The 25,619-nt window shown below is 50.6% G+C and carries 23 protein-coding genes; 15 read left to right on the top strand and 8 right to left on the bottom strand.

Annotated features, from left to right (window positions below):
* Nucleotides 1-213: 213 nt before the first annotated feature.
* The 9 genes from bamA (at nt 214) to lpxK (ending at nt 10,340) form a co-directional block, all read left to right on the top strand.
* Complete coding sequence (gene bamA / locus JW814_07795) at nt 214-2,460, top strand: outer membrane protein assembly factor BamA (protein ID MBN2071342.1); 2,247 nt, start codon at nt 214-216, stop codon at nt 2,458-2,460.
* Nucleotides 2,461-2,527: 67 nt separating this feature from the next.
* Nucleotides 2,528-3,073: an OmpH family outer membrane protein gene (locus JW814_07790; protein MBN2071341.1), complete on the top strand. Its 546-nt coding sequence runs from the start codon at nt 2,528-2,530 to the stop codon at nt 3,071-3,073.
* A gap of 116 nt (nt 3,074-3,189) precedes the next feature.
* Nucleotides 3,190-4,248 carry a UDP-3-O-(3-hydroxymyristoyl)glucosamine N-acyltransferase gene (lpxD, locus tag JW814_07785; protein MBN2071340.1) on the top strand — a complete coding sequence of 353 codons (1,059 nt, stop codon included), beginning with the start codon at nt 3,190-3,192 and terminating at the stop codon, nt 4,246-4,248.
* The gene (locus tag JW814_07780; protein ID MBN2071339.1) at nt 4,223-5,530 is read left to right on the top strand and encodes a bifunctional UDP-3-O-[3-hydroxymyristoyl] N-acetylglucosamine deacetylase/3-hydroxyacyl-ACP dehydratase; all 1,308 of its coding nucleotides are present in this window, start codon (nt 4,223-4,225) and stop codon (nt 5,528-5,530) included. The genes lpxD and JW814_07780 overlap by 26 nt, the downstream gene beginning before the upstream one ends.
* Before the next feature lie 11 nt (nt 5,531-5,541).
* A complete protein-coding gene (gene lpxA / locus JW814_07775) occupies nt 5,542-6,318 on the top strand; it encodes an acyl-ACP--UDP-N-acetylglucosamine O-acyltransferase (GenBank protein ID MBN2071338.1) in 777 nt (258 codons plus the stop codon).
* A 31-nt stretch (nt 6,319-6,349) separates the two neighbouring features.
* A complete protein-coding gene (locus JW814_07770; GenBank protein ID MBN2071337.1) occupies nt 6,350-7,321 on the top strand; it encodes a Gfo/Idh/MocA family oxidoreductase in 972 nt (323 codons plus the stop codon).
* Nucleotides 7,322-7,325: 4 nt separating this feature from the next.
* Nucleotides 7,326-8,441, top strand: a complete 1,116-nt coding sequence (lpxB, locus tag JW814_07765; GenBank protein MBN2071336.1) for a lipid-A-disaccharide synthase — start codon at nt 7,326-7,328, stop codon at nt 8,439-8,441.
* Nucleotides 8,442-8,460: 19 nt separating this feature from the next.
* Entirely contained in the window at nt 8,461-9,144 is a 684-nt protein-coding gene (locus tag JW814_07760; protein ID MBN2071335.1) for a lysophospholipid acyltransferase family protein, read from the top strand.
* Nucleotides 9,144-10,340, top strand: a complete 1,197-nt coding sequence (gene lpxK / locus JW814_07755; GenBank protein MBN2071334.1) for a tetraacyldisaccharide 4'-kinase — start codon at nt 9,144-9,146, stop codon at nt 10,338-10,340. The genes JW814_07760 and lpxK overlap by 1 nt, the downstream gene beginning before the upstream one ends.
* Nucleotides 10,341-10,348: 8 nt before the next feature.
* Here the strand turns inward: lpxK and JW814_07750 are convergent, their stop codons facing one another.
* A complete protein-coding gene (locus JW814_07750; protein MBN2071333.1) occupies nt 10,349-10,966 on the bottom strand; it encodes a hypothetical protein in 618 nt (205 codons plus the stop codon).
* 230 nt (nt 10,967-11,196) lie between these two features.
* On the opposite strand from JW814_07750, the gene nadB reads away from it, so the two are divergent.
* The 3 genes from nadB to JW814_07735 are packed head-to-tail and all read left to right on the top strand — an operon-like array spanning nt 11,197 to nt 15,380.
* A complete protein-coding gene (gene nadB / locus JW814_07745; protein ID MBN2071332.1) occupies nt 11,197-12,774 on the top strand; it encodes an L-aspartate oxidase in 1,578 nt (525 codons plus the stop codon).
* 2 nt (nt 12,775-12,776) lie between these two features.
* Nucleotides 12,777-13,154, top strand: a complete 378-nt coding sequence (locus JW814_07740; protein MBN2071331.1) for a hypothetical protein — start codon at nt 12,777-12,779, stop codon at nt 13,152-13,154.
* A gap of 3 nt (nt 13,155-13,157) precedes the next feature.
* On the top strand, nt 13,158-15,380 hold the full coding sequence (locus JW814_07735) for a hypothetical protein (protein MBN2071330.1): 2,223 nt from the start codon (nt 13,158-13,160) through the stop codon (nt 15,378-15,380).
* A 4-nt stretch (nt 15,381-15,384) separates the two neighbouring features.
* Here the strand turns inward: JW814_07735 and amrB are convergent, their stop codons facing one another.
* The 6 genes from amrB to JW814_07705 form a co-directional block, all read right to left on the bottom strand.
* Nucleotides 15,385-16,926: an AmmeMemoRadiSam system protein B gene (gene amrB / locus JW814_07730; protein ID MBN2071329.1), complete on the bottom strand. Its 1,542-nt coding sequence runs from the start codon at nt 16,924-16,926 to the stop codon at nt 15,385-15,387.
* Complete coding sequence (gene amrS / locus JW814_07725) at nt 16,923-18,083, bottom strand: AmmeMemoRadiSam system radical SAM enzyme (GenBank protein MBN2071328.1); 1,161 nt, start codon at nt 18,081-18,083, stop codon at nt 16,923-16,925. Before amrS ends, amrB begins: the two co-directional genes overlap by 4 nt.
* A 127-nt stretch (nt 18,084-18,210) precedes the next feature.
* Nucleotides 18,211-19,536, bottom strand: a complete 1,326-nt coding sequence (locus JW814_07720) for a DUF4340 domain-containing protein (GenBank protein MBN2071327.1) — start codon at nt 19,534-19,536, stop codon at nt 18,211-18,213.
* A gap of 12 nt (nt 19,537-19,548) precedes the next feature.
* The gene (locus tag JW814_07715; GenBank protein ID MBN2071326.1) at nt 19,549-21,111 is read right to left on the bottom strand and encodes a GldG family protein; all 1,563 of its coding nucleotides are present in this window, start codon (nt 21,109-21,111) and stop codon (nt 19,549-19,551) included.
* A gap of 1 nt (nt 21,112) precedes the next feature.
* The gene (locus JW814_07710) at nt 21,113-21,886 is read right to left on the bottom strand and encodes an ABC transporter permease (protein MBN2071325.1); all 774 of its coding nucleotides are present in this window, start codon (nt 21,884-21,886) and stop codon (nt 21,113-21,115) included.
* Nucleotides 21,883-22,827 (bottom strand): ATP-binding cassette domain-containing protein, encoded by a 945-nt coding sequence (locus tag JW814_07705; protein ID MBN2071324.1) that lies wholly within the window; start codon nt 22,825-22,827, stop codon nt 21,883-21,885. Before JW814_07705 ends, JW814_07710 begins: the two co-directional genes overlap by 4 nt.
* A 229-nt stretch (nt 22,828-23,056) precedes the next feature.
* Here JW814_07705 and JW814_07700 point away from each other — a divergent pair, with 229 nt between their 5' ends.
* The 3 genes from JW814_07700 to JW814_07690 all read left to right on the top strand — a co-directional run bounded on the left by JW814_07700 (nt 23,057) and on the right by JW814_07690 (nt 24,592).
* The gene (locus JW814_07700; protein MBN2071323.1) at nt 23,057-23,536 is read left to right on the top strand and encodes a hypothetical protein; all 480 of its coding nucleotides are present in this window, start codon (nt 23,057-23,059) and stop codon (nt 23,534-23,536) included.
* 15 nt (nt 23,537-23,551) lie between these two features.
* Nucleotides 23,552-23,944 (top strand): fibronectin type III domain-containing protein, encoded by a 393-nt coding sequence (locus JW814_07695; GenBank protein MBN2071322.1) that lies wholly within the window; start codon nt 23,552-23,554, stop codon nt 23,942-23,944.
* A gap of 84 nt (nt 23,945-24,028) precedes the next feature.
* A complete protein-coding gene (locus JW814_07690) occupies nt 24,029-24,592 on the top strand; it encodes a hypothetical protein (protein ID MBN2071321.1) in 564 nt (187 codons plus the stop codon).
* Between the two features lie 64 nt (nt 24,593-24,656).
* Here the strand turns inward: JW814_07690 and JW814_07685 are convergent, their stop codons facing one another.
* Nucleotides 24,657-25,592, bottom strand: coding sequence for a DUF72 domain-containing protein (locus JW814_07685; GenBank protein ID MBN2071320.1), 936 nt, complete (start codon nt 25,590-25,592; stop codon nt 24,657-24,659).
* Nucleotides 25,593-25,619 lie beyond the last annotated feature (27 nt).

The following is a 25,619-nucleotide window of genomic DNA, read 5'->3' as shown; positions in this document are numbered from 1 at the left end:
ATATAGCGGTCCAGGGCCACCCCTGGGCCGCGTAAGCCGGAAAAGGGTCTATTCCCTCTGCCGCCCTGGACTATAAGGTATGAAAGAGATATCTTCATGTCGAGGACGCGGTATTTTAATAATTTCCGGCTGTCCTTTTATCTTGGCAAGAGTTCAGGGGCTATGCTAGCATTCTCCGGATTTTGAGGGTGGATTTAACGAGGAAGTGAATAGATGAGGATCTTGGTACTGTCTGTGGTCATCCTTTGCGTCATCAGTACGGGAGCGGCCGCGATAAACATAGGAAGGGTCGACGTAGAGGGGAATGTATTCGTATCTGAAAAGAAGATCGTCTCGGTTTTCGGTCTCCTCACCGGAGAGGAGTTCAGGGTCGAAAGGATCTCTGAAGGGATAAAAAGACTTGTAAGCACGAAGGATTTCGCCAATGTAACGGCATATTACAGCGAAGAGAACTCTCTGGCGGTGATCACTGTCAGTGTCGAGGAATATCCCAGGGTCAAAGCGATACTTTTCGAGGGAAATGATAATATCAAGGATAAGGATATAACCGAGAAGATAATGCTCAGAGAGGGTTTTTTCGCCCGCCCGGCGGTAATAGCCGACGATATCGCGGCGATCAGGGAATTGCTTGCCGAAAAGGGTTACAACAGGGCGAAGATAACTTCGAGGATAAGCGACAAGACAGAGGACCACAGGGTCTACATTACTTATGTGATAGAAGAAGGGCATAAGGTCAAGATCAGGAATATCGATTTTATCGGTAATGGCGCCATTGAGTCGAAAGAATTCAGGAAAGCGATCGAAAGCCGCGTCGATCACTGGTGGAAGGGCGGGGAGTACAAAAGCGCCGTACTCGAGGAGGATCTCAAGAAAATAGAGACCCTCTACCGTAACAAGGGGTATCTGGACGCGAGAGCATCCTTGTACAGGCTTGACGAGATCAATGAGGGGGAGCATGTAGACGTATATATCGCGATAGATGAAGGAAGAGAATATATCACCGGTGATATCGGGTGGAGCGGGAACGAGATCGTCACAGACGAGGAAATAAGCGACCTGGTTATCCTTGATAAAGGCGATCCCTTCTCCCTCGAGGAAGTCGAATTCGTCCAGATGTCGATAAACAGCCTTTACTGGGAAAAGGGTTATATCTGGAGCAGGGTGATACCGAGGCAGAATGTAAGGAAGAACAGGGTAGATCTGGACCTTGATATCATAGAGAACAATCCCGCGTCCATTAAAGAGATAAAGATAGGTGGAAATACGAAGACCTTTGAGACTGTAATCAGGCGGGAGCTCGATGTATATCCCGGAGACAGGTTCATACTGGGTGAAGTGCAGCGCTCGGTACGAGAGATCTTCCAGATGGGGTATTTCGAGGGACCTCCCAAGATCGATACCGAACCGGTGAACGATGAAGGGGATATCAACCTGCTGATCGATGTCCAGGAGAAACAGACAGGCAACTTCAAGGGCGGGTTCGGTTTTTCACAACTCAACAAACTGAGCGGGTTCCTCGGCGTACAGGAGAATAATTTCCTGGGCCGTGGCAAGACGATAGCCCTCGATTGGGAATTCGGACGCTATAGAAAGAATATGAATCTGAGATACTCTGAACCGCACCTCTTTGATTCTGAATGGGCGATGACAGTGACGGTCTTCAACTGGATACAGGACAGGGTAAGCCAGCAGTACTATACCGACCGCCGAAAGGGATTCTCGGTCCAGGCTGGACATCCGTTCCCCTACCTCGACTACACCAGGGCGTATCTCCAGTACCGTTTCGAGACGGTAGAACTCAACAATTTCGACCCCTCATATCCAGAATTCGGAAGCCTCAGGAAAGTGGACTGGCCTCTTAATAAAAGCACTGTGATGCTGAGCCTGTCGAGGAATTCGACAGACAGCCCCTTTCACCCTACGACTGGCTCACAGTCGAGCCTCAGCGTGGAACTGGCCGGGGGGCCGTTCGGAGGTAATGTCAAATTCATCCGGTATAACGGCGAGATGTCCTGGTTCAGGAACCTTTTCTGGAAATTCACCTTCCATCTCGAGATGAATGCCGGTCTGATAGACAGTTACGGAGGTTCGGAAGTAGAGGATTATGAAAAATTCCGGCTCGGCGGAAACAGAAGATATCCGCTCAGGGGGTATGATTTTTATGAAGTCGTTCCCGAAGGGAACGATCGCTATATCGGCGGCCGGTTCATGACAAAGTTCACTCAGGAGATCGTCTTTCCGTTTTCTCAGGCGGTATACGGCCTTGTCTTCTTCGACGCGGGAAACACGTGGAACTCGTTCCGGGACGCGAATCTCTTCAGCATGAAGAGAGGGTTGGGCCTTGGCATCAGGCTTGAGATGCCCGGAATGGGAAATCTCGGGTTTGATTACGGTTACGGATACGACAAGGAAGGCGGGGCTGCCTGGGAACCCCACTTCACATTCGGCACTTTCTTTTAAAAAACAGTTTCGTTTCGGATGAAAAGTAATATATTTTGTGAGTTGTCAGATTAAAAGGAGGAGAAGGATGAAAAAGAGAATCTCTGCGATACTGCTGCTGGTTTACGTGGTAAGCATGCTGCCTGCCGCTTCATTGAGAGCTGAAGAGGTAAAGATCGGGTATATAGACACAGTCAAGATCTTCGCTAATTTCAAGGAGACAGTAGAGGCCGAGGAGATATACAAAAAAGAAGTAGAATCCTGGAAGAAGAAAGCTGAAGAGATGGAAACCGAACTGGCCCAGATGCGCGAGACTATCCAGAGCCAGACCCTGATGCTGAGCGAGGAAAAGCTCCAGGAAAAGAAGATGGAATTCGATCAGGCGGCGAATGAATACAGAAAGTACATGAATGATATCTTTGGCGAGAACGGTGAAGCTGCCAGGCGGAACAAGGAATTGACAGATCCGATAGTCGAGAAGATCAACGCGGTGATCTCGAAGATCGCCGAGGAACAGGGTTTTACGATGGTCTTCGACGCGGCACAGGGAAATATCATTTATGCCGATAAATCGATAGATCTTACAGATACCGTGATAGCCGAATTGGAAGCGCAACTGGAAACAGCACAATAAGATAGCTTGTTATTAAATATAAAGGGCCGGATAATCAATTGCCTTTATCTCCCCATCGGGTTAGAATCCTTTCCATGGGGATCGTTATCCAGGAGCAGTAATATCCAGGTGAACCTATGGCTGAATACATTCTTGAAGAACTTGCCCGGGTCGTCGGCGGTGAAGTAGAAGGTGATCCTACAGTCAGGATAACCGGCGTGGCCGGTATAAAGGAAGCGGGAAAAGGGCAGATAACCTTTCTGGCCAATTCGAAATATGAATCGTATCTTGCTTCGACTAAGGCTTCGGCGCTTATAGCGGCAGGCAACGGCAATTTCAAGGGTCCTGTGATCACGGTCGATAATCCGTATCTTGCTTTTCTGAAGGTCGTGACTCTTTTTTCCCAAAGCCCTATGGAAAGGTACCCGAGGGGAATTCACGGGACCGCGGTGATCTCCGGGAGCGCTTCTATCGGGTCGGATGTCTCGATAGGTGCATATGTTGTAATCGGCGATAATGCGGTAATCGGGGACAGAAGCACAATTCTTCCTCTGACCGTTGTTTCCGGCGATGTGAGGATCGGAGAAGATTGCCTTCTTTACGCTCATGTGATCATCAGGGAGAACTGCGAGATCGGCGACAGGGTGATCATTCATTCCGGGACTGTGATAGGAAGCGATGGTTTTGGTTACGCGAAGCAGGGTTGCGAGCACCACAAGATCCCGCAAATAGGTATTGTAAGGATCGAGGATGATGTCGAGATAGGGGCCAATACGACTGTGGACAGGGCGACGACAGGAGTGACCCTTATACAGAGCGGCTCGAAGATCGACAATCTAGTCCAGATAGCGCATAACGTCGTTATTGGAAATAATTCTGTTCTTGCCGCCCAGGTGGGAGTTTCAGGGAGTACGGAACTGGAAAAGAATGTCGTGCTGGCGGGCCAGGCCGGCCTGGTGGGGCATATAAAAATAGGTGAAGGAGCAATGGTCGGCGCTCAGGGGGGAGTGACCAAATCGATTCCACCCGGCACGACTGTTTCAGGTTATCCGGCGAGGGAGCATTCTTTCGCCAGAAAAATATACGCGGCGAGTACAAGGCTTCCCGATCTTCTGAAAAATTTCAGGGATCTTCAGAAAAGAGTAGAAGCTCTTGAGAAAGGATCGGATATTGATCCGCAATCAAAAGACGATTAAAAAAGCATTCGAATATATCGGGACAGGACTTCATACAGGGAAAAGCGTCAAAACAAGATTTCTCCCATCGCCTCCCGGATCAGGTATCGTCTTTAGAAGAGTCGATCTTGATCCCGTAGTCGAGATCCCGGCAACGGCTGAATATATAGATCTCAGGGAAGTCAAACGGAACACTACCATAGTCAACGGCGACGCGGTGATCCATACAGTCGAGCATTTCCTGGCGGCAGTCGCGGGACTGCAGATAGACAACCTCGTGGTCGAGATCGATGCCGAGGAGCCCCCTGAACCGAAGGACGGAAGTGTCGCGTCACTGGTGGAGAAGTTCCTTGCCACCGGAATAGAAGAACAGGAAGAAGCGGTAAGGTATTTCAAGATAGATACCCCGGTCGCCTACCAGAGGGATGATGCCGAACTGATAGCTCTGCCATACGATGGGCTGAGGATCAGTTTTACGATCGAGTATGATAATGTCCACATAGGGACGCAGTTCCTCTCGATAGATATCAATCCGGAGATATTCGCAAAGGAGATAGCTCCCGCCCGCACCTTCGCGCTTATGTCAGATGTCGATATGCTGAAGGCGGAAGGACTGATTAAGGGCGGAAGTCTTGCAAACGCTGTTGTTGTCGATGAAAACGGGATTATGAACAAGGAGCCATTGCGGTTCAAGGATGAGTTCGTAAGGCACAAGATACTCGATATCATAGGTGATCTTACTTTTGCCGGAGCCCCTGTCGAAGGTCATATAATAGCCATAAGATCGGGGCACAATTACAACCTGGAATTCGCCCGTTTACTGAGCGACAAACGCGATCAGGCTGAAAGGACAATCGTCAAGTCTGGCAACCACTGGGATATAAACAGGATAATGGATATCATGCCCCACCGGTACCCCTTCCTCCTGATTGACAGGATACTTGAGCTTGAGGACAAGAAGAGGGTCGTCGGAATAAAGAATGTTACTATAAATGAGCCTTTCTTCATCGGGCATTTTCCCGGGCACCCTATAATGCCGGCCGTTCTGATAATCGAAGCGATGGCCCAGACAGGCGGTATTCTTCTCTTCTCGTCAGTAGATGACCATGAGAAATACCTCGTATATTTCATGAGTATCAATAACGCCAAGTTCAGAAAACCGGTTGTTCCGGGAGACCAGGTGAGATTCGAACTTGAATTGAAATCGCTTAAGAAAAGATTCTGCAAGATGCGCGGTCTGGCATACGTTGATGGAAAAATCGTCGCCGAAGCAGATCTTACATCGACATTGGTGGAACGGTGATGGAGGGAATAATGCCAGGGTTGATTCATGATTCAGCTATTATACATAAGGATGCCAGGATCGGTGATAAGGTAGAAGTAGGTCCATTCTCGGTAATCGGCAAGGATGTGTCGATAGGAGATGGAACGAAAGTCGGAAGCAATGTCCTGATAGAAGGTCATACATCTATAGGAAGCGGGAATACGATCTTTCACGGCGCGGCGATAGGGGCACCTCCACAGGATCTGAAGTTCGGCGGCGAAAAAAGCCATGTAAGGATAGGCAACGATAATGTGATAAGGGAATTCGTCACTATCAACGCGGCGGTAGGTGAGGGAGAGAGCACGCTGGTTGGAGACAACTGTCTGCTCATGGCCTACGTTCATATCGCGCATAACTGCGTGATCGGAAACAGGGTCATACTCTCCAACGCGGTGAATCTGGCGGGACACGTCACCGTCAATGACTGGGCGATCATCGGTGGTATGGTCCCTGTTCACCAGTTCGTATCGATCGGGGCGCACGCTTTCATCGGAGGCGGCAGCAGGATACCAAAAGACATCCCGCCCTACTTCAAATTCGCCGGTAATCCACCTAAAGTAAGCGGGCTTAACAGCGTCGGGCTTGAACGCCGCGGATTCAGTCTGGAGACCAGGGCTCTTCTTAAAAAAGCGTACGTATATCTCTACCGCAGCGAATTGAATGTCACCCAGGCCGCCGAAAAGATCAAAGAGGAGCTTGATCAGACGGAAGAGATCAGGACTCTCCTTGAATTTATCTGCAATTCGAGGCGCGGGCTGACCAAGTGACCGTTCTTACCAGTTTAAACCAGGAGATATAATGAACGATCCGGCACGGAGCATCAAGGCAGGTGTAATAGGCACTGGAAGCCTGGGAAAGAATCACGCCAGGCTGTACCACTCCTCCTCGAATATCAGCGGAGTTTACCTTTACGATATCATGAAGGACCGCTCCGAAAAGATCGCCGGAGAGTATGACGCGACAGTCTGCGCTACGGACGAAGAACTTCTCGATATCTGCGACGTTGTAAGTATCTGTACTCCCGCGACCGATCATTTTGATTCGGTAATGAAAGCGTTTGGCAAAGATGTACACGTTCTCGTGGAGAAACCGATCGCTTCAGATTCGATCCAGGGCCGCAAGATGGTAGATCTCGCCCTAAACAGGGGACTGGTATTCCAGGTTGGTCATATAGAAAGATTCAACGGGACATACAAGGCTGTTAGAAAACTTATCAACAGGCCTCTTTTCATCGAATCCCACCGCCTCGGCACTTTCGTTCCAAGAGGGATCGACGTCTCTGTAGTGGTCGACCTTATGATACATGATATCGATCTTGTCCTTGATATCCTCGGCGGGGAAAAACTCGTAGACCTGAAGGCTTCCGGGGCGGCGATCCTCACCGGTGAACCGGATATCGTCAACGCGCGTCTTGAATTCGAAAGCGGTTGCGTGGCGAACCTGACATCATCAAGGATCTCGAGAGAACCTCTCAGGAAGATCCGGTTCTTTCAGGAGAATATCTATGTCTCGGCCGATTTCAGGGCGAAGGAGATCGAGGCTTTCTCAAAGGCGGATAATATCTCGATGGACAGGCTATCATCCGATCCGAGATCGTTCATTGAGAAGCTTGATATAGAAGTTGATCAAAGCGAACCCCTGATGATGGAGATAGAATCGTTTCTTGAAGCGGTAAGGAGAGGTAATGATCCGGAAGTCACGGGAGAGGAAGGCCTCAACGCCCTCATCATCGCTGAGAAGGTAATCGAAAGCATCAAGACCGATCGGTAGGGATATGAAGTCTATCCTTATGACATGCGGCGAGACGAGCGGTGATGAGCATGGCGCTCGCCTTGTGGCGGAATTGAAACGACTCGACCCCGACCGCCCGATCGTAGCCATGGGCGGGAAAGAGCTTGCTGCTGCGGGCGCGCGCGTCATTTTTCCCATGGAAGAATTCGTTTTCATGGGTTTTTCCGAGATAATAACCGGACTGCCGAAGATAATCGCTCTCGAAAAAAAGCTTAGAAGGCTTATCGACAGCGGCGATATCGGACTTTTCATCCCGGTAGATTACCCTGGATTGAATCTCAGGGTCGCAAGATACGCGCGAAAGAGAGGGGTGCCGGTCATCTATTTTATCTCCCCGCAGGTCTGGGCCTGGGGTGGATGGCGGATCAGGAAGATGAAGCGCTCGATCGACATGATGGCGGTGATATTTCCTTTCGAGGAGAAGTATTTCAAAGAAGCCGGGATAGAAGTCTTTTATGCCGGTCATCCCATGACAGATACGATTCGGCCTCCCGGCAGGCCGAAGGAGATAGGAAGGGATCGGGACGGATTATTGATATTGCTCTTTCCCGGAAGCAGGAAACAGGAGGTCTCGAAACATTTGCCGCTGCTTCTTTCAGCGGCGAGGATCATCCGCTCTTCGATTCCCTCTGCGAATTTTATCATCGGAGCTGCCCCGCTGATCGATATCGACAGGGAATCGATTCCCGCCGATATCAGGGATTCTGTCGAGATACGCGAGGATGCTTCGAGTATGCTCGACGAAGCGGACTTTGTTATAGCATCTTCAGGCACTGTGACCCTTCAGACAGCGATCTCGGGTACTCCCGCGGTAGTGATATATAAAAGTTCAGCGATCACGCACCTGATAGGACGCCTCCTCGTCAAGGTCAGATGGATCGCGATGCCGAATCTGCTCGCTGGAAAGACGCTTATGCCGGAACTGATTCAATCGGACGCGACAGCCGAGAGGATCGCCGGCGAAACACTCTCTGTCCTGACCGACGCGGAAAGATATAGAAATATCTCTGAGAGCTTGATAAGTATATATGACAAATTATTGGTTGATAACGGAATAAGGCGTTTAGCTGAGAAAACGCTTGATATCTGTCTGCCGTGACGGCAGAGGTGGTCTCCTTATGAAAATCAGGGTGAATCGATCGGTGGCGAGTTTCCTCGGAGCGATCTTCATCAGGTTACTAGGGGTCACGTTGAGGATAGAATGGCGGGGGACCGGTCATCTGGATGAAGCAAGGGCGTTATCCGGGCAGGTGGTATTTGCCTTTCTGCACGGAAGGATGCTGGCAATGACCTGGTCGCATAGAAACCGGAATGTTCATGTGCTAGCCTCGGAACACTACGACGGCGATCTTATGGGAAAGACGATCGAGCGTCTCGGATACGGTCATGTAAAGGGATCGAGTACGCGAGGTGGGGCAAGGGCGCTGATGACGATGACCTCTCTTCTGAAGAATGGGATAGATATCGCCTTGACAGTCGATGGGCCAAGGGGCCCGCGGGGGATCGTTCAACAGGGAGCGATCGAGCTTGGGAGGCTCGCCTCGAAAGCAGTCATACCGGTCTCCTGCACGGCCAAAGGCAGGTTCCTTACCCGTTCCTGGGACAGGTTCCAGATCCCGTACCCTTTCGCGAAAGTGATAATCGAATACGAAAAGCCTTTTAGCGTTTCCCGTGACAGTGATCCTGAAGAGAGGGAAAGGATAAGGCTTGCCCTTGAGGATTCACTTGGCGTGTTGACAAGGCGGCTCGATCGGGAGATAGGGTACAGTGGGATCGATCTATGGCCGCATGAGGACGCATGATGGAGATTATCGAAAGATATGACCGCCGGCTGAGGGTATTCGCCGGACGGGGAGGCTGGGCGTTTCTGTTACCGCTGCGCTATCTTCTGGCCGCTCTTTACTGGGAATACCTGTATCTGTCCAGAAGATATGGAACGGGAAAAAAAGAGGGGAGAGAAAGACAGGAAAGCGGACCCTTGACGATCTCGATCGGAAATATCGAGATAGGTGGAGGCGGAAAGACCCCGGCTGTGATCGCCTTTGCCGGTGCAGTGAAAAAAGCGGGTGGAAAGCCGGTAATAGTAACAAGGGGATACAGGGGAGCCGCCGAACGAGCGGGAAAGAGCGTTGTAATATCGGCGGAGAACGGTGCGTGGCACCAGGAAGATGAAGATTACATATCTGCGGAACTCTTTATTTCCCGTCTGGTTTCTGAAGGTCGTGTGGAAAAAGACGCCGAAGCCGCGGCATTCGGAGATGAGGCTGCGATGCTTGCCCGGCGAGGATTCATCGTTATCGTCGACCCCGTCAGAGACCGTGCCGTCAGAACGGCTACAAGACTATTCGGGCCCACCCATATCTTCCTCGATGACGCCTTCCAGCAGAGAGAGATATGGAAGGACATAGATATCCTTCTTCTCGACCATGACGCTCCACTTGGCAAGGGATGGCTCCTTCCGGCGGGAACGCTACGAGAACCCGGTTCGTCGGCGAGAAGGGCCGATGTAGTGATATTCACCAGGGCAACGGACAGGACCGTGCCTGAGAGGGTCCGCCGGTATGTCGAGGGGAAAAAGATATTTTTTGCCGAGCATCTTCCGTCGGGACTTAGAGACCAGCGCGGCAAGATACTTCCCTTTTCAGTCTGCCAGGGGAGAGAAGTCATCCTTTTTTCAGGTATCGCCAGGCCCGATTCGTTCGAATCAACGGTAAGAAAAGTCGGGATCGAGCCTGTCAGGTCGATCCGTTATCCTGACCACGCGTCATATACTAAAGAAGAGATCGAAAGGATCCTGTCGGAAGGAAGTGGTAGTACAGTCTTTATTACGACGGAAAAGGACAGGGCCAAATCTTTTCCATTGATAGATCAGAAGGCTGATGTCTACTCTCTCGAGATAGAGATGAAGATATCCGCTCAGTCCGGAGGGGACAATGAAAAACGATCCGCCCCGGGGGACGGATCGTTTGACATCAATTCTATTCTGATTACCCGGTGATCGCGTGATCAATGCTCGTTCGGGTCCTCTTTTCCAAGCCAGTCGGCAAAGTTGACCATTACTCCCGCCGAGAAATCGATCTCCCTGTCCGTCTGGATCTCATGCCCGTGGAAAGTCACCTGCATATTGGTCATGATCTCCTGTGTAGTATACTGGACTCCCAGGAGTATCCCGGTGTTTTTCGCGACGTAAGGAACCGCCAGGAAGTAGGCTTCGACGATCGTATTCGCCGGCACGAGCAGGCTCATTTCGCCGGTGAAGGGAGCGACGACCTCAGGTCCGCCATCGAGCCTTACAAACTCCACCGTATATCCCGTGACGAGAAAATCGCCGAGAGCGCTCGTCGTCGGGTCTATAGTACTGTTATAGGGCCTGTTGTGGATCTCGACCTTCATCCAGTCTTCCACGATGTAATCATCTTCATACTTGTAAACAAAAGTGTCCTTGTAATAAAGCGAATCGCCCTGATTGATGACATCGGCGATGAACGGGTATCCCTCGTTTACATTGCTGACATAAACGATCGTTCTCTCGTCGTAGTTGGAATCTGTGTCGCAGCCTGCGGTGAAAGTCACTGCAGCGACTAGTAAAATTACAGCCAGAGTGGCGAAATTTCTTACGGACATCGGGTAACCTCCTCGTCGATATCTGGCATTTAATAGTTTTCAGAGAGGGTTACGCAATGTTTGTGCCAAGGACACGGTCATGCTGTAAAGTCTAATGTCTTGTGTTAATTATAGTTACAAAACCGTAAATATCGGGATAAACTCCGTCGGCCTCTCTTTATGCAGAATGCACTTCTTTATGTTGCCTCTCCAGACTTCTTTTACCTATTATCTGGTAACGAAAGGAAGTCCTGGTGAAAAAAATCACGACAGACATGCTTGTCATTGGAAGTGGAGCGTCCGGCCTCTATTTCGCGCTGAGAGCGGCGGATAACGCCGATGTGCTCGTCGTGACAAAGAAAAAGGCCGAGCAGTCGAATACCAACTACGCTCAGGGAGGGATCGCTTCAGTGATCGATTCGGGCGATTCGGTGGAACTGCATATATCAGATACTCTGATGGCAGGTAAGGGACTTTCAGATCCCGAATCTGTGCGGATAATGGTGACTGAAGGCCCTGACAAGATCGAGCAGCTGATCAGGCTCGGTGTCCGGTTCAGCAGGGAAGGGGAAAACGGGCCACTTCAGCTCGGACGAGAGGGAGGACACTCGAAATCGAGGATCGTCCATTACGGTGATCTTACAGGAAGGGAACTTGAAGAGAGGCTCATCCAGAGCTGCAAGGAGCACAGGTCGATAAGACTCGTGGAGGGACAACTGGCGATCGACCTGATAAAGGACGAAAAGGGGCGGATATGCGGGGCGTACCTCTTCGATATCGAGAAACATGAGATCACAGCCTGCCTGAGTCCCAGTACCATCCTGGCCTCCGGTGGCGCGGGAAAGACATATCTTTATACGTCGAACCCGGACGTGGCGACCGGTGACGGAATAGCGATGGCTTACCAGGCGGGAGCGAGGATAGCCAATCTCGAGTTCGTACAGTTCCATCCGACATGCCTCTACCACCCTGAAGCGAAATCGAGGCTGATTTCCGAAGCGTTAAGAGGCGAAGGAGCGATCCTTAAGAATCATGCCGGTGTAGAATTCATGACCGATTACGACCCCCGTGGAGAACTCGCTTCGAGGGATATAGTGGCGAGAGCGATCGATACCGAGATGAAAAACAGCGGAGAGAAATTTGTACTGCTTGATATCTCCCACCGCCCGGGAGAATGGCTGATGAAAAGATTTCCATATATATTTCAATCCTGCATGGAGTTCGGGATAGATATAAGAAAGGAACCGATACCGGTAGTGCCGGCGGCGCATTATATGGTTGGAGGAGTGCTGGCGACTATAAACGGAGAGACGAACCTGGATGGATTATACGCGATAGGTGAAGTCGCATGCTCGAGGGTGCATGGAGCGAACAGGCTGGCAAGTAATTCCCTTCTTGAATCGATTGTGATGGCTGACAGATGCGCCACGCTCGTATCGAGATCCGAAAGGCGCACGGTAGATCCAGAAAATATCAAGGCGGGTTGCCCGAGGATCAGCGACCCCGAGAGATTGCAGACCGTGATCATCGATCACGACTGGGATCTGGCGAGAAGGGTCATGTGGGATTACGTCGGGATAGTGCGAAGCGATGAAAGGTTGCGTATAGCAAGAGACAGGATGAGGCAGATATCAGAGACGGTTGGAAGACTTTATTCGGAATACGGCGTGTCGGCAGATATAATCGAACTCAGAAACATAGTCCTTGTCAGCAGCCTGATAATCGAGTCAGCACTTATGAGGAAGGAATCAAGAGGGCTGCATTTCAACGCCGATCACCCCGATACCGACCCCCGGTGGGAAAAGGATACGATCTTATCGAAAGAATGATGATGGAAGACAGATCCGCGGAAGATGGCTGGATAGAACTGATAACAAAGAATTATCCCCGTTACAAGGGGGAAGCTTACGTTTTCGTGATGCTTGTAATAGACGAGATCCAGAACTCTCTTAAAGTGCCCCGGCATATCTCGGGAGAGATACTCCTCGACGGCCTCAGGATCTACGCTTCATCCAGGTATGGTCCCATGGCGAAGGAAGTACTTAATTCATGGGGTATTTTCGAGACTGAAGATGTGGGCAATATTGTTTTCAGACTGGTAGATTACGGTATTCTGGATAAGACTGCTGAAGACAGTATAGAGGATTTCAGGGACCGGTACGATTTTACCAGGGTTTTTGAAGAGGATTACTTCAACAATGAAAACTGACAGGTGAATGGCGATATCTATCCGGGAAGGCCCCAGATACTGATCCTTGGGGCATGCGCTGTGACAGCCCAGGCTGTATTCCTGAGGGAACTTCTCGGGCTGTTTCACGGTACTGAATTCACGATAGGTTTTCTTCTCGCTTCATGGCTGTTCTGGATCGCCGCGGGAGGTCTTCTTGGTGGAAGAATGACAGCCAGGATCACTGACCGCGAAAGTTTGACCCGGATCCTTTCCATAGCAGCCGGGTCGCTACTACCTCTTACCGTTATATTGATAAGGTTGTCACGCGGTCCTCTCCAGGAGGCTCGCGGTGAATTCCCCGGTTATTTCAAGGCTTTGACCTTCTCCTTCTTCATCATCGCTCCTTTTACTTTCCTGTACGGATGGATCTACAATACTGCGAGTCTTCTTTTCAGGAAAAAGTTCGCCGATATGCGCGAGAGTATAACCTCTGTTTACAGGTCCGAAGCGGCCGGTTCGGTAGCCGGGGCGCTTTTGTTTTCATTCGTTCTGATCGGAAGATTCTCGCAGCTTGAAGCATCATTCATAATATTCATGACCGTACTCGTCTCCTCGTTTGTCAGATTCAGGCCGGGGTGGAAGTTGCCGGCGGTAATCGCCGCGGGAGCAATCTTGTGCGCGGCCATTCTGCCCGCGCTTGCGATAATCGACGAGTCGTCGATATCCGCTGTTTTCCCGGGGTATCAGTTAAGGGGATTCATCTCTTCGAAATACGCTGAACTTGTCGCGGTGGAGCGCGAGGATATGCTTTCCGTATACGCTGGGGGCGGAAGGATATTCTCGATCCCAGAGCCAGAAAGAATCGAGGAAGCAGTCGATATTCCCCTTCTCTGCCACGACGATCCCCGTGACGTCCTCATAATCGGTTCTTTGTCGGAGGGGGTTGTAAATGAAGCGTCAAAACATCCCTCGGTAAAATCGATCGATCTGATGGAACTTGACGAAGGGGTCTCCAGGCTGGTCGAAGGCATCGATAGAACAGTGCCGGGCGGGCCAGGAGTCTACCGGCTGGAAGGACTGAAAATCGACCGGGTTTTCGGCGATCCCAGGGCTCTTCTTTTCTCTTCGAAAAAAAAATACGATCTGATAATCGTCTCGGTCCCCGCCCCGGTCAATATCCTGTGGAACCGGTTTTATACCAGAGAGTTTTTCCTGTCGGCCAGGAAAGCCCTTGCTGCCGGAGGGATATTCGACATATCCCATCCTTCCTCGGAGAATTACATTTCCGGAAGACAGTGCGTTGTTCTGGGCATTCTGAAGAAGACTCTTGAAGAAGTATTCGGCGATGTCGGGATGATTCCGGGAAGTACAGCGCATTTCATCGCCGGGGCTGTTCCCGGGAGAATCGGAGAGAGGCTCCTTGGGAATCTTCACGATAGAAAACTCGACGCATCTTACGTGAATGAAGCATATCTTCCTTCAAGGCTTTCTCCAGAAAGGTTCGATGCTCTCGAAGCGAGTCTTGGCAGCTGTCCCGAAGCAGGCGTAAACAGCGATCTCCATCCGGTCCTTCCATACCATGAGATGATACTGGAAGCGGAAAGAAAAAGCAGTGGCGCCGCTGATATACTTGAGATGCTCGCGCGCGTTCCGGGATTTTTATACGCTGCTTTGATATTTACGGCTATCTCGTCACTGATCTTTATGACCCGTAAACGGGCGATCGACAGAACGGCGATATTCATCACCGGGTTTACCGGTTTTCTGCTTCAGATGACGATAATGACCCTCTTCCAGATCATTTCGGGCGTGCTTTACCATGGGCTCATACTTCTAAGCGCCTTTTTTATGGCAGGTATCTCTCTGGGATCTTCCGGAAAGTCGATGGCAGGGAAAAGACCGGCATCGAGTGTCAGGAAGCTGCATATCGGTTTCCTTCTCACCACCGGCGTGCTTTTCGCCCTTCTTACCGGCAGGGCTGGTCAAGGCATGATAAGTCTCGCTGGACCGATTGTCTTTTACGCAGCCTCTTTCGCGGGGGGCATACTTACCGGATCGTACTACAGGACCGTCGTTTCTTTGTCGTACGATGAAGAAAAGCGTTCTGTCCCGGCAGTCTATTACTCGACAGATCTGCTCGGTGCCACGCTCGGCGGTCTGACGGGAGGGTTTTTCCTTCTTCCAGTGGCGGGTGTGCTGTCGACTCTCGTTCTTATCGCGGCGATCCATCTTTTCGCGGCGATCACGATAAGGATCGGAAGATAAGCGATCAGCGAAGTCCGAGTTCCTCCTCGGAGAATATTTCCGCCGAAAAGATCTCTATTAAGGTCCCTTCGAGTTTCCACGCGTCTGGATCAAGACCGGCTTTCACGCAGGTCTGCGACAGAAAAGTCTCTCTGTCCCACTTCCATTCGGTCGCTACCTGGGGCAGGAGCAGCCCCCGGTTTCTTCCGCGCGTGATGATTATCCCGTGCTTGCCTACGACGATTATTGACGGGTCATCGATCTTTCTTACCGGAGAAAGAACTGATATCTCTATCGCGATATCGTCGAGTTCTTCTTTTGACACCGGATTAAAACGAGTGTCGTTAAAGGCTGCTGAGGCGGCCATCTCGGCGACCGTTTCTGCCAGTGGTTTGATCGCCTCGATATATCCGATACAGCCTCGAAGCTGTCCCCTTTTCTTTAGTGTCACAAAGCCTCCGCGTTTTTCTCCCAGCACGCGGGAGTCCGGTATATCGTCATCGGTCTCCTTCCCCGATAGCCTGTCTTCTATTACACGGCGGGCATAACGAAGGAGAAAAAGCCGGTCTTCCCGCGAGATATCATCCTCGTTCGAAGATGCGGCCCTGATGTCTGACGAAGATTCCTTTATCGAGGTATCATCGATAAAGAGCGCGGAGAGATACCCGACCACGCTGCTGTAATCGCCACTGATATCGCCCGAGTTGGCATAATTGACTATTTCACACCGATCGGCGCCAGCTGTTTTTGAAGCTATTATAGCTGCCGCGACAGGTCCCGCTCCGCATGCTTCGGATCTGTCGGAAACGATCGAGGCGATTACCGATTCATGATCGAATTCCATGAGAGCTTTAATGAAAGCTTCGTCCAGAATATTTGCGTGATCGGCTGGATGAAAATGGGACAGGTCGGTGGAAGCCACGATCAGAACATCTTCACCCTTGATCGATTCTCCGATGGCTTTGCCAAGCGATTCTATCAGCGCCGTAGATTGATCTCCCATCACTATCGGTACCAGCCGGAATTCTCCGATCACCACCTGGAGGAATGGAAGCTGCACTTCGAGGGAATGTTCGCCCCTTCCGCCGGCGCGCGAGGTATGACCCCTGTCGTCCCTTCTTACCGCTTCGGTCTTCGATGCTATCATTTCAGAAAGTTCTTCGTTTATCTCGATATTTCCGAGTGGCGTGGTATATGAGGAACCGGTGAAGATCGAGGCATAGGGAAAGTGATCGACATGGCATGGAGAGATCACAATGACAGTTCCGGCGTATCGCGGGCCGAGAAGCGAATAAGCCTCGGCGGCGACATGCCCGGAGTATACGTATCCCGCGTGGGGCGCGACGATCGCCCTGATCCTTCCCTTTACTTTTTTCGACGAAGCATTTGAAAGCATATTTTCGATCATAGATCTCAATTTTGCCGGGTCGTCCGGATAAAACTGGCCGGCAACCGCCGGCGAACGCGTATGGTCTTTCATCGGATCACCTTTCCTGCCAGAGAAAGCGGCTCCCGTGAAGATTACGATCAGGGCGGAAAGGGTCAAGATAGCTTTCAGGCTCTTCAATCGATCGCCTCCCCCCACGATCCGGGGACCGTATTGCCGCAATACAGGCACTTTCCATTGACTATATCTATTTTCCCAACTGTATAACCTTTTCTTGATATGATCTTTTCTCCGCAATCCGGGCAATATGTGTTCTCGGCGGCATGGCCTGGCAGATTGCCTATATAGACAAATCTGATACCCGCGTCCCTGCTGATACTCCACGCCCGCTCGAGCGATTCGGCTGTAGTGGGAGGGATGTTGGAGAGGCGGTACGCGGGTTGGAATCTTGAATAATGCAGTGGGACGTCGGCGCCGAGATTATCTACAAGCCACCGTGACATATTCTTTAGCATCGATGGGTCGTCATTGAGGCCGGGGACCATCAGGTATACTATCTCCAGCCAGACACCGGATCCTTTTACCGCGACAAGAGCATCGAGTACAGGTTTAAGCGATCCTCCGCAGATATCTCGATAATACGCGTCGCTGAATGATTTAAGGTCGATCTTGATAGCGTCGACTTTTTCGCAAAGCGACTGTATCGCCGGGGAAGAGTAATATCCATTAGTCACTACCACGCTTCTGACCCCTCTTTTCCTGGCGAGTGTGGCGATGTCACTCATATATTCGTAAAATACCACCGGTTCCCCATATGTATAAGCGATCGATTCCGCGCCTAGCCCGACTGCTTTCGAAACGATCGTTTCCGGTGAGACAGCATCCAGGGAGATATCTTCTGGATCGGATTGGGATATCTGCCAGTTCTGGCAGAACTTGCATCGCATGTTGCAACCCGCCGTGGAGATCGAAAGAGCCCGGGTGCCGGGAAGGAAATGAAAGAAAGGTTTTTTTTCAATAGGGTCGATATGCAACGAGCAGGGTCTGGAATAGACGATCGAGAAAAGGGTGCCACCGATATTCTTTCGCGCGCGGCAGATACCTTTTTTCCCAGGCGAGATCCTGCAGTTGTGGGGACAGAGGGTGCATGACACCTTGCCGTTTCCAAGCTTTTCATAGAAACAGGCTTCACGAGGACCTTCATCAGTAGCGTAAAGGTATCCGGGGACGATCCCGGCAACCGCGAGAGAGGCACCGCCGGATAGAAAACTCCTCCTTGTAATCGATCTGTTCGCGTAGGATGAAATGCGGGGATTATTAATACGAGTATCTTTCAATCAGGTTCACCTCTACATTGGATAATAAACCAAAAAGATCGATCGTACAAGCAGGAAGAAGAGATTCTTCCGGATGGGGAGGAGTATGCGCGGATAAAGACACCGTCTCGATATCGAGCCTTCCGGCCTATCTCGAAGAATTCGCGCGGCTGAGTATAAAGGTCCGTATCTCGCGGGAGTTTTTCGTGCCGGTAGATCCCGACGAGCGTGTCTTGAAGCCCATGACATTCTCCATTCCGTTCTGATCGATGTAGAAATCAAGTCGATCAAGGAGTATTTCATCTTCTCCCAGGATAGAATATCGCGCGGCACGGACTTCCGAATCATCATCTGCCGCGGGTGATATACCGGAGTCGAAAGATACAGAGATGAGCATGTAAAGTATGCGCTGGATATCGACTGTCGATATCTCGATCGATGGATTCCCATCGATCGAGAGGCTTTTGGTGGCAAAGTCGATCCTGACCGTTTCGGAAGGATATTCGCAGACCAGGCCACTCACTTCCGCCGGATCGAATGAAGCGGCTTTCAGCACCATTATCCTTTCGTCTATCCAGTCGAAGATATCAAGATACCTCGATTCGATCTTTACGATTTTTCCAAGTCCGGTTCGCGTTGCGTAGACAAAATTCTCATCGATTTTTCCGAACGAGACCTCGACCGTCCCTGACCGGGTGGACAGAAGGATATTGTCTGATTTTGGATCTATCCCGAATTTATTAGCGTGAAGCATATTTTCAGCAGCGAAACCATATATCAAAGCGTCCACCAGGTCGTAGAGGTAAGGTTTTATGAGATTCTTGTCAGCGAGGACGGATGTGCCAGCTACGACCCAGTTCCCTTCAGCGTCTTTTTCGAAAAAGTAACTCCTTGTATTTTTACGGAAGGAGAACGCCGATATCGAGTCGGCTTCCATGTAGAGAAGATTCTTGTCACGGAGATGATAAAGGGTTTTCTCCATAAGGTTCCGGGAAAGATCGGTCGTGACAATGATCTCTTTTGATGATCCGAGCCTGACATAGCATTGCGTGTTCAGGGGAGTCTTGTCGCCGAAAAGGATCGTGTCGCATCTGCTTCTCAGACTGTTATGGAGTATTATCGATGTCGACGGGTTCTCGAGCCCGTAATCGGCGAATCTGTCTTCGGCGTCAAAACTCTTCCATCTTCTCCCTGGTACGGTCAGTTTCAACATATAGTCTATCATCGATTTGGAGCCTACCGTGACGACGGGGTAAGTGACCTGCCAGCCATCGCCATCGCGCTTCCATTTGATCAGGTCACCGAAGGGATTAAAAAAATCTACGCTGTCTATCTCATCAAAAGTGTATGGCAGAAGGGCCTTTGAAGCGGAATATTCCTCATCGGCCGATTTTGTCTTTTTTTGATCGAAGTAGAAGTAGCCGGCTATGACAGCCAGCACGAGAAAAAAGATGACAGTCGTTCTTATCTTCATCTAAATACCTGTCTATGACGCGCGTTGCCTGCGGATGAAGACCAGCAGGCCGGCGATGGCGAAAAGAGAGGGAAAAGCGACAACCGGTATCCAGAAAACGACAAGTCCCTCTTTCTTGCTCAGAAGGACCGGCTGATTGAGGACTTCAGCGGGGCGTATCGACACCAGGTCTTCTTCTTCGGCGAGCCAGTTGATGGAATTGAGCACCAGATCCCTGTTTCCCGAAAGCCTGAAATTCGAATTGCCTGTAAAATCGCTGTCTCCGAAAACGATGATCCTGGATAAACGCTTGCCGGAAGATCCCGCCGAATCCTCCCTGGCCAGTACCAGTTCCATTTCTCCCACGGCGGCGATCGATACTGGACCTGCTTTGTCGCTGGTGCTTTCGTATTGAGTCTTGCCCTCGATCATAAGCGTATCGATATCACTCTCGCCGTACGCCTTTACGTCGGTTTTTCCTATGATCGTCACCGTAGTTGCGTCGGGCAGGCGATCAAGGACGGAGAGAGACCTCGCCTGCGGGAAGAACGAAAATAGTCTGAAACCGTCTGTCACCGGGTGCTTTCCATACTGGTTCACGACAGCGGTGAGAAAGTTGTCGACGAGCATCTTTCCACCCGGATCTATTATGATGTCGTCGGACGGATCGATTCCAAAAGCTTTCGTTATCCCTTTTATCAAGGGGATATCGGTAGCAGGTTCAAGAAGGATAAGGGCTTTCCCCCCGGAGATAAGATAGTCGAGTATTATGTTCTGCTCGGCCTTGAGAAGATCATCGCGAGGACCTGCTATCACAAGGACGGTGCAGTCGGAGGGTATCCTCTCGTTACCAAGAGGAAGAAATTCCGTGACTTCGTAGCTCTCAAGTTCGATTGCTTCCTTGAGAGAACTGAGGCCTCGAGGATCTGTCTTTTCGATTGATTTCTCTCCGTGACCGGTAGTGAAATAGATCTTTTTCGCGCCGGAAGATACGATCCTGTATATCGCGTTCGTCAGTTTCTCTTCCGTTCCTTCGGATATGATTTCGCGCCGGCCTGATGCATCGATAAAGATAGTGCCGTAATCTTTGAGGTCGTACCTCCGAGCCGAGATCGGGTCCTTGTCCGGGTCGATGAACCTGTACGTCATCTTCGGGGAGAGATTCCTGTATTCGGAAAGGAGATCTTCAAGTTCGATCCTTTCCTGCGAGCCTTCCTTGAAGAAGGCGGTTATCGCTATCTCGATACCGAGATTGCTTATAACCTTGCCGGTCTGCGCTGAAAGGGAGAATCTTCTGTTCGATGTCGTATCCAGGCGTACGGTGTGACGCGTGACAAGGGTCTGGAGAAAGACCAGTATCGCAAGGCCGAGGATTATCGTGACCGCCGTGTTGAGGCCATATCTCACCGAACGCCTGGACCCTTCACTGACCGATCCACGGTACGCCAGAACCGCTGACGCGGTGGAGAGAGAGAGGCCGGCAAGAAGAGGGAGAAATGCCACGATTCCGCTCGAATATAAAACGCCATATACAACGCTTCCCGCTATCACAAGGATGAGGCCGGCTGTTCCAAGGATAAGGTTCAATCCTCTCATATCACGCCCTCCACCTTGATGATTCGAGTGACCTCAGCGTCAGAAAAAGGAAAAAAAGGCTCAGGAGAAGGTAGTATGTAATATCCTTCAGGTCGATGATTCCTTTTGAGAATGATTCGAAGTGAACAAGGATAGAAAGCTCCGAAAGGACTGCCGAGAGAGTCGATCCGCTCAGTGGCGCGGCCCAGCCGATAACGAGGAAGAAAAGAGACACCCCGAATGTCGAAACGCCCGCGACTAGCTGGTTGGATGTCAGTGATGAAAAGAAGGTCCCTATCGACAGGAAAGCCGCTCCCATGAGGAAGAGTCCTAGGTATCCGGACAGGACCGGTAGAAGTTCGGGATCGGAATAGACCTTCAGAAGGACCGGATATAGGGCTGTTGGAGCGAGCATTATCGCCAGTATCGTCAGAGAAGCGAAATATTTCCCCCCGACGACGGCGGCGTCCGATACGGGGAAGGTGAGGAGAAGTTCGAAAGTCCCCTGTTTCTTCTCTTCCGCTATCAACCTCATCGTGATCATCGGCAGGATGAGAAGAATTATTATACTGAGGTTCCCGAAGATCGGGCGCATGACGCCATCGATAAGATTGAGGTTCATCGAAAAATCGTTTTTCTGGATTATCTGCAGGGACATCAGGTTGTAAAACCTGAATATGCTGAAGAAAAAATATCCCGATATTATCAGGAAGATCGATATAGTCACGTACGCCGTGATCGAATTGAAATAGTATTTCAGTTCCCGTGCGTATATTGCTTTGAATTCAGGGATCATTTCGGTTCTTTCGTCACGAGTTTCATGAAGATCTCCTCGAGGGAGAGTTCCTCGTTATATATCTCGAGCAGCCTGACCTCGTTTTTCACAAGCGTTTCCGATATGGTGTCTCGTATCTCCATGTCGGTGCCAGATTCGACGATCAGCGATATCGTGTCGCCCTCGATGCCGCGCACTTTCGACATAAGGACTCCTTCCAGTCCGGATATCATATCGTTGATGGCTGATGGAGCTTTTTCCGAGCGCACCGTAACATTTGTCATCGATGATTTTCTCAGTCTTTCCCTGAGATTTTCCGGGGAATCTACGGCGACGAGCCTCCCCTTGTTTATTATGATCACCCTGTTGCAGACCTGGCTGACTTCGGGGAGGATATGGCTGCTGAGGATCACCGTCCTCTCGCGTCCGAGGCTGTTGATCAGCTTGCGTATATCTATTATCTGCCTCGGGTCCAGCCCGAGAGTAGGTTCGTCGAGGATAAGAAGCTCCGGATCGTTTATCACCGCTTGGGCGATCCCGACTCTCTGCTGATACCCTTTCGAAAGAGTGCCGATCTTCTTTTCCGTTACCTCTTCGAGACCGCATCTCTCGACCGAACGGCTTATAGACTGTTTTAACGAGCCCCGATCGACCCCTTTAAGCCTCGCCACCAGATCGAGATATTCCCTTACTCCGAGGTCCTGGTACAGTGGTGTCCTTTCGGGGAGATAGCCTATCCGCCTGCGTATTTCCATTGAATCTTCAAGGATGTCAAATCCGAATATCTGCGCTTTTCCCGAAGACGGGGGAAGAAAACATGTAAGCATCTTCATCGTCGTCGTCTTGCCGGCACCGTTGGGCCCCAGGAATCCCAGTATCTCTCCTTTACTGACCTCGAAGGAGAGATCGTCGACCGCCTTGTTGTAGCCGTAATATTTGGATAGGTTTTCAACCCTGATCAAGACCGACCTCCGGAGCCTGCCGGGATCCGCGCGGCGGCAAAGACCGCTATCCTGGCATATCCCTGTAACTTATTACTATAAACTAAGGACTTTTCATCGAAGTGTCAATCTGCTATTGTTTATTTTCGATATTATGAGAAGATCTCTGTAACAAATCGTGAGATCGATGCGTAAAGAGAACAGAGGCATCTGAAATATCAATAAGACGATGATGAAGAAAGGAAACGATATGCGAAGAACTTTTCTGCTGGTACTGGCAGTGATCGTCACCATATGCGCTTCGCCGCTCAGCGCGAAAGACAGCGAAGATATCATGTACTCAATCTTGTTTCCGGGACTGGGACAGTACAGGACCGGCAGATATACGCGCGCGACCGCTTTTATGGGGATTGAGCTTGTCGCCCTGATCGGACTGGGAATAACCGACATCCAGTATGACAGAAGCGTCGAAGCTTACGAGCGCGCGAAAGTCCTCTATCAGAATGCCGAGTACATAGGGGATGCTGACGCGTACTACAGAGAGATGGTCTCCCAATGGGAAGACGCCGATAGTTATCATGGATACAGAAACACCTTTCTCGGCGTCGCCGCCGGAGTATGGTTGATCAATATTGCCGATATGGTCTGGGGGCCGGAGGCTGAATATCCACCCCTGACGCTTGAGATCAGAAATGACGGTTTTCTCGTTTCAAAGAGTTTTTCCTTTTAGGAAGGTGAGATCATTATGTGGCGTGTTGCAATATTATTCCTTTTATTCTCGATTATTATCGTTCCGGCGTGCAGCAATGAACATGGAGATTCACCTGCCGCCTTTTTATTCGATGCTCCGGAAAGGCCGACCGGCCTTTCAGTGACTCCGGGAGTGAACAGCGCCTTGCTGGAATGGGATTACCCTGCTGAATTGCTCGACGAGGTAAGGGTCTTCAGGATCTATTATTTCTACGAGTCGTATGGTGTCGCGGAACTGGTAGATTCTACTGAAGTTACGAGTTACGTCGACGAGGACCTGATCGGGAATATGGTTTACTGCTACAGGGTCTCCGCCGTCAATATGAGCGGCTTGGAGGGATGGCGCAGCGAGACAGTATGTGAAATGGTCGACGCGCCTTCTCCCTAGGGGCTTTTCGTCAAGTCTTCCACTGTCGTTCCAGGTATGATCATGGCATAAAAGATGCATTTTGGCCCAAAGTGGAGGAATGTCATGACTGGAACAAAGCAGAGAGAGACAAACAGCGAAGCAGGCGATTTCTATTTTGGCGATACGCCGATGATGAAGAGGAAGATTTATTCCGTTCTCTTTGACGGCGTGGAGAGAGAGATCGAGACGCTGGATTCATTCGCTATTAAGTTCAGTATCCTTGCCAATATCCCTGTCACCAGGGTAAAGCATATGATAAACGACAGCAACCCGGTGATCTGGTCGGGACCCTCGAAATCGAAGGCGAACGGCCTGCTTTCCCTCATAGTAGAGGCGGGGGGAAGAGGAAGGATAGAGGCTAAAAAACCAGAGGTCGAGAAGAAGAAAGCATCCGACATCCAGGTAAAGGGGAAGAAGAACGGGTCGATCCTTTGTCCGAAATGCGGTTTTCCAGCGAAGAAGGATGACGAGTTCTGCCAGTTCTGCATGTCTTCCCTGGTCGAGGTCGAAAAGACTGCCCATCCGGTGGTGGAGAAAGCGAAAAAACTGTACATATCTCCACCGAGGCTTCTTTTCTACCTGTTCCTTTTATTTTCGGCGATCATACTTATCAATGTAATATCCTGACCTTCACCGTCTTCCAGGAATGATATCTGACCGATCGCCGATCGTATTGTCTTGCGCGGAGTTGTCAAAGGGAGAGATCGAGCGTGTCCGGTCCGGTCAGCGAAATGTCACGCAGGTGAGGGTACGATCGCTGAAGGGCGGGCGGGACCTCGACCCTGCCGTTTTCGATGAGCGCCCTGATCTGAAGGGCGTTCGCGAGAGCCTGGCCCTGGAAATGATTGTTTGTTATTATAAAAAGCTCTTTGACTTTTCCCGCCATCTTCTTCGCGCGCTCATGCCATTCTCCGATCTCCCGGGTAGTGTATAGATAATCGTACCTCGCATCTCTTCCCGCCTCTTTCCTGAACCAGTTCGAATGGTTTCTGCCGTGAAGCCGGATATATCCTGTCGAGGGATCAGTGACATGGTTCGTCGGTCCGAGCGAATCACCTATGACCGGCTGGTCTATGTTGCAGAAGGCGATCTTATTTTCCTCGAATATCTCAAGAGCTTCCCCGCAGGCCCATGAGCCGTGCCGGACCTCAGCGGCGAGCGGATGTCCTCTGAAATGTCCGGCGAGCCGGGCAAGGTACCTGGTGTTCTCATCGTTCATCCTGAATGACCAGGGAAACTGCATGAGATACGCGCCGAGCAGCCCGCTTTCGGCGAGGGGGGAAAACCTGTCAATAAACGATCCGACAGCGGCAGAGGAGATATCCCTTTCATGGGTGAACTTCTGATGGAGTTTCACGTTCAGTCTGAACCCCTTGGAATCGCCCAGCCGGTCATGCCAGCTTGATACGAGAGATCTTGAGGGAACGCGATAGAAAGAACTGTTCAATTCTATGCAGTTAAAATATTTCGAGATGTAAAGGAGATGGTCGATCTTTTTTCCGGGCGGATAGACCTTTCCCGTCCAGTCCTGGTATGACCAGCCGGCCGGACCTATATAGATATCGGTACCGATGTTATTTTCCCCCCGCATTCTTATCATACTGAAACGAATAAAGATCTTTTTCAACTGGAAAATAGCTTTAGTATAAGGTAT

The organism is Candidatus Krumholzibacteriota bacterium (genome assembly GCA_016932415.1).
Classification (GTDB): domain Bacteria; phylum Krumholzibacteriota; class Krumholzibacteriia; order Krumholzibacteriales; family Krumholzibacteriaceae; genus Krumholzibacterium.
The sequence above is the reverse complement of the archived record's forward strand: the minus strand, read 5'-3'. Positions and strand labels throughout refer to the sequence as shown.